The organism is Paenalicyclobacillus cellulosilyticus (assembly GCF_014647315.1).
GTDB lineage: Bacteria > Bacillota > Bacilli > Alicyclobacillales > Alicyclobacillaceae > Alicyclobacillus_J > Alicyclobacillus_J cellulosilyticus.
In genome coordinates, this window is sequence record NZ_BMOY01000074.1 from 1 (window position 1) to 3,190 (window position 3,190).

Consider the following 3,190-nt stretch of genomic DNA (forward strand, 5'->3'; position numbering starts at 1 on the left):
GAACGGCGAAAAAACCGCGCCGTAGCGCGGTTCGTACCCTCGACCCAGGGGGTCTAACTGTCAAACTTGAGATGAAGGAATCTGCCGTAACGTGGATGCGAACGCCCTCAAGCGCCTGCTCGAACTCCCTGACCAAAGCACATATGCGGACTTGCGGGACGAAGTGTCTTGATGCTCCTGCACTTGAACACGGGCATCCGTCCGGGTGATGCATTGGGACTTCTCCCGCAGCACTTCAACCTTTTCGCCAGGGCAGTGACCATTCCCGCAACCAGTTCTCTTAAGAAACGAGTTGCTCGACATGGTCACCACCATCAAAACAAAACTTATCGAGATGATCGCGGTTCGGGCGGAGGTACGGAAAGCCAAGGCCCGCCGTGCACACGAGCGTCATGCGACGACATTGCGAGGCGTGTGTCGGTCGGATACACGGGGCGCTGCCGCCGCTGGGGCGGTTCAGTTATGTCCGGCGCCGCGCGCCAGGGCGGGGTGGCGAACATCGAGGGCGGCCGCGGCGGCGCGGTGCGCGGTGTGCTGTGGGATGTCCCGGATGAAGAGATGATTGCGCTCGACCGCCGCGAGGGCGCGCCGCGCTTCTACGCCCGGATCCCGGTCAAGGTGAAAGCGGACGGACGGTGGGTCATGGCGGAGACGTACCAGTTGGTTCGCCCGCTGCCGAACGAGGCGGCCCCGTCGTGGGAGTACGCGCGGCTCATCCTCGACGGCATCGCCAACCCCGCTTACCGCAAGAAGGTTGAGGAGCATATCCTGGCGCTCATGGCGCGAGAGGAGTTGATGCGTTGTGTCTGATGTGCTGGCGCGGATTTTGGACGGGACGTTTGATACGGCGTGGCGGGAGAAGTTCTGGACACCGCTTCGCGAAGACCAAACGCCGACGAAGGAGTTTCTGGTGAAGTACCTCGACCGCGAGGCGGCGGAGACGCACTGTCTCGCCGGGATCCTGACGTACGTGATGGAGTACCCCTACTTCGACACCGACGACGAGGTAACGCGGGCGCTGATGCGGCTGGAGATTGTGAAGCCCCTGCACCATGCCCTCACGATGCAGGGCGTCCGGTCGCGGATCATGTACGGACCGGTGAAACTGCTCGACAACACCGAACCGCCGCCTTACGCCGATCCCGAGGAAGCCGCGGAGTACGAAGACATGGAGTGGAGCGACGAGGAACCGGTGGAGTGGAGCCTGTTCAACGACCGGACGCTCATCCAGTCGCTCATTCAGAACGAAGCGCTGATCGTGATGGAGCGCGCGGACGTGTTCGTGTTGCGCGGCGACGCGGCGCTGCGCAAGGCGCAACAGGGCCACTGCGGGAGCTGCCGGTACTTCATACGGGACGAGCGGGGCGGCCTGTGCACGGCGTACTACCAGCGCACCGGGGAGGACGCGCCGATTGGGCGGTGCTGCACGGACTTCTATCCGCGGCCGAAGCGGGAGAAGCCTGCGGCGGACCGGTACGTGCGGATCGACGCGGACATGGTCTACATCCCGCCGTACACGGCGCAGGCGCTGTTCGAGGCCGATGGGACAGAGAAGGATTGGCTGAAGGAGTTGCGGAAGGAGATCGCGGAAAAGGGGCTGAAAACCGATTAACTCGTGCCCGTCGAAATGACAATCGCAACAAAAATAACGGTGGAACCGTCATTTGTTGTAATCGTTGATTCGGAGCTCGCAGACGGAACGAGACCACGAGAGGCAGGGAGACAGGTCATGAGGTCGACAGGCGTGGTGCGAAAGCTGGACGAGTTGGGCCGGATCGTGCTGCCGATGGAGTTGCGGCGGACGATGGAGATTGAGAAAGGCGACGGCCTGGAGATATTCGTGGACGGGGAATACATCATCCTGCGGAAGTACATGCCGGGGTGTGTGTTTTGTGGGGAGACGGAGGATTTGATGGAGTTTAGTGGAAAGATGGTTTGCGGGAAATGCCGGGAGGAGTTAGGAGAGGGCATCCCTGAATCGTGGAAGAAATCTAAGCGAGCGCGTTAGCGCAATATGTGGGTGAAAGGGTGCCCGTTCGCATATCTGGAGTCTGTTTGAGCGGGTGTCGGCAATTTGACGCATACGATTATCATGTGTGCTAGGAGCGTGTCCGAGTATTCGATTTTCCTGTATAAAATGCTCATAGAACTGCATATCATTGCTGTTTTTACTCAGCGTTTCGCATGAACATGCGTTAAATTTGATTACTCAGACACGCTCCCAGGGAGTGCGACTCGAATTGAATCGTTACCAGATGGGCGAATATGTCGAAGTCACCTTCGGTCGTCACAAAGGTAAAGAAGGCGTAATCGTCGAGGCGAAAAATACGTTTCGTTTTGGCTGGACCTATACGATTCGACTCGAAAACGGGAAGCATATTCATGTTTGCGAGAGTGAGATTAAGCCGAGATCGGAACCGCGGACGATACGCTGACCGCAAAGGAGTTGGCGAAGGATGAATGGTTGAACGACGGAGGAACAACGTGTGATGTTCGCCGCGCTGGGCATTGCCGAACCGCGGCGGGTGTTGCAGATGACGTTGGACACGCCGTTCACGCCGCTCGGGATGTAGTCACTACACGAGTTATCCACAGCCCCCACGAACCCAATGGCCGTCGGGATTCGTGGGGCCTTGTATGACTACCAACTGTCGAACTCGGGCATGAGTATGGGGGAGCCGTGGAGGGAATGCAAGATGGGCGGGATTTGACGCTCGCGCATGGAGCGAGATGGGGTGTGACTGGAGCAGATCATCTGGTACGGGTGACAGTGGTACGCGCCAATGGGAAGCCGCTTGCCACGGTGTGCAAGAAGGCAGTAAGCGACAGCGCCATGAAGTGGGTGCAGTCGTGCACGTCTAATCGTGAGGCGCTGGCGCAGAAACAGCGGGTTGCAAGTTATTGGCTTGAGGTGCGTCTGCCGGTGTTCACAGGACCGCATGCATGTATGCGTGGATCAAAGTACGGCCTGCGAGAGATCGTACGTATCCTTTGTGACGATAGCCTAAAGGTGCTTGGATGTTGACAGAAGGGTTACCAGGCACAGAACGTGACGATGGGCGCGGAAGATGGGTAATATAGTAAGCGGTTAACTTTCTCAATCAGGGAGACTGCTAATGGTGTTACAGCCAGCGTATAATGGCCATAAGTTGACGGCGTTTGTTGTCCAGAAACTGACGGATTCGGTGGC

General features: G+C 58.4%; 4 protein-coding genes. All 4 read left to right on the forward strand.

What is annotated here, in order from left to right:
• The first annotated feature begins 462 nt into the window (after nt 1-462).
• Entirely contained in the window at nt 463-810 is a 348-nt protein-coding gene (locus tag IEX97_RS12760) for a gamma-glutamylcyclotransferase (protein ID WP_188883491.1), read from the forward strand.
• Entirely contained in the window at nt 803-1,612 is an 810-nt protein-coding gene (locus IEX97_RS12765) for a hypothetical protein (protein ID WP_188883492.1), read from the forward strand. The genes IEX97_RS12760 and IEX97_RS12765 overlap by 8 nt, the downstream gene beginning before the upstream one ends.
• Nucleotides 1,613-1,729: 117 nt before the next feature.
• Nucleotides 1,730-2,008, forward strand: a complete 279-nt coding sequence (locus IEX97_RS12770; protein WP_188883493.1) for an AbrB/MazE/SpoVT family DNA-binding domain-containing protein — start codon at nt 1,730-1,732, stop codon at nt 2,006-2,008.
• A 247-nt stretch (nt 2,009-2,255) separates the two neighbouring features.
• The gene (locus IEX97_RS14040) at nt 2,256-2,435 is read left to right on the forward strand and encodes a KOW motif-containing protein (protein ID WP_373289461.1); all 180 of its coding nucleotides are present in this window, start codon (nt 2,256-2,258) and stop codon (nt 2,433-2,435) included.
• The last annotated feature ends 755 nt before the right edge of the window (nt 2,436-3,190 follow it).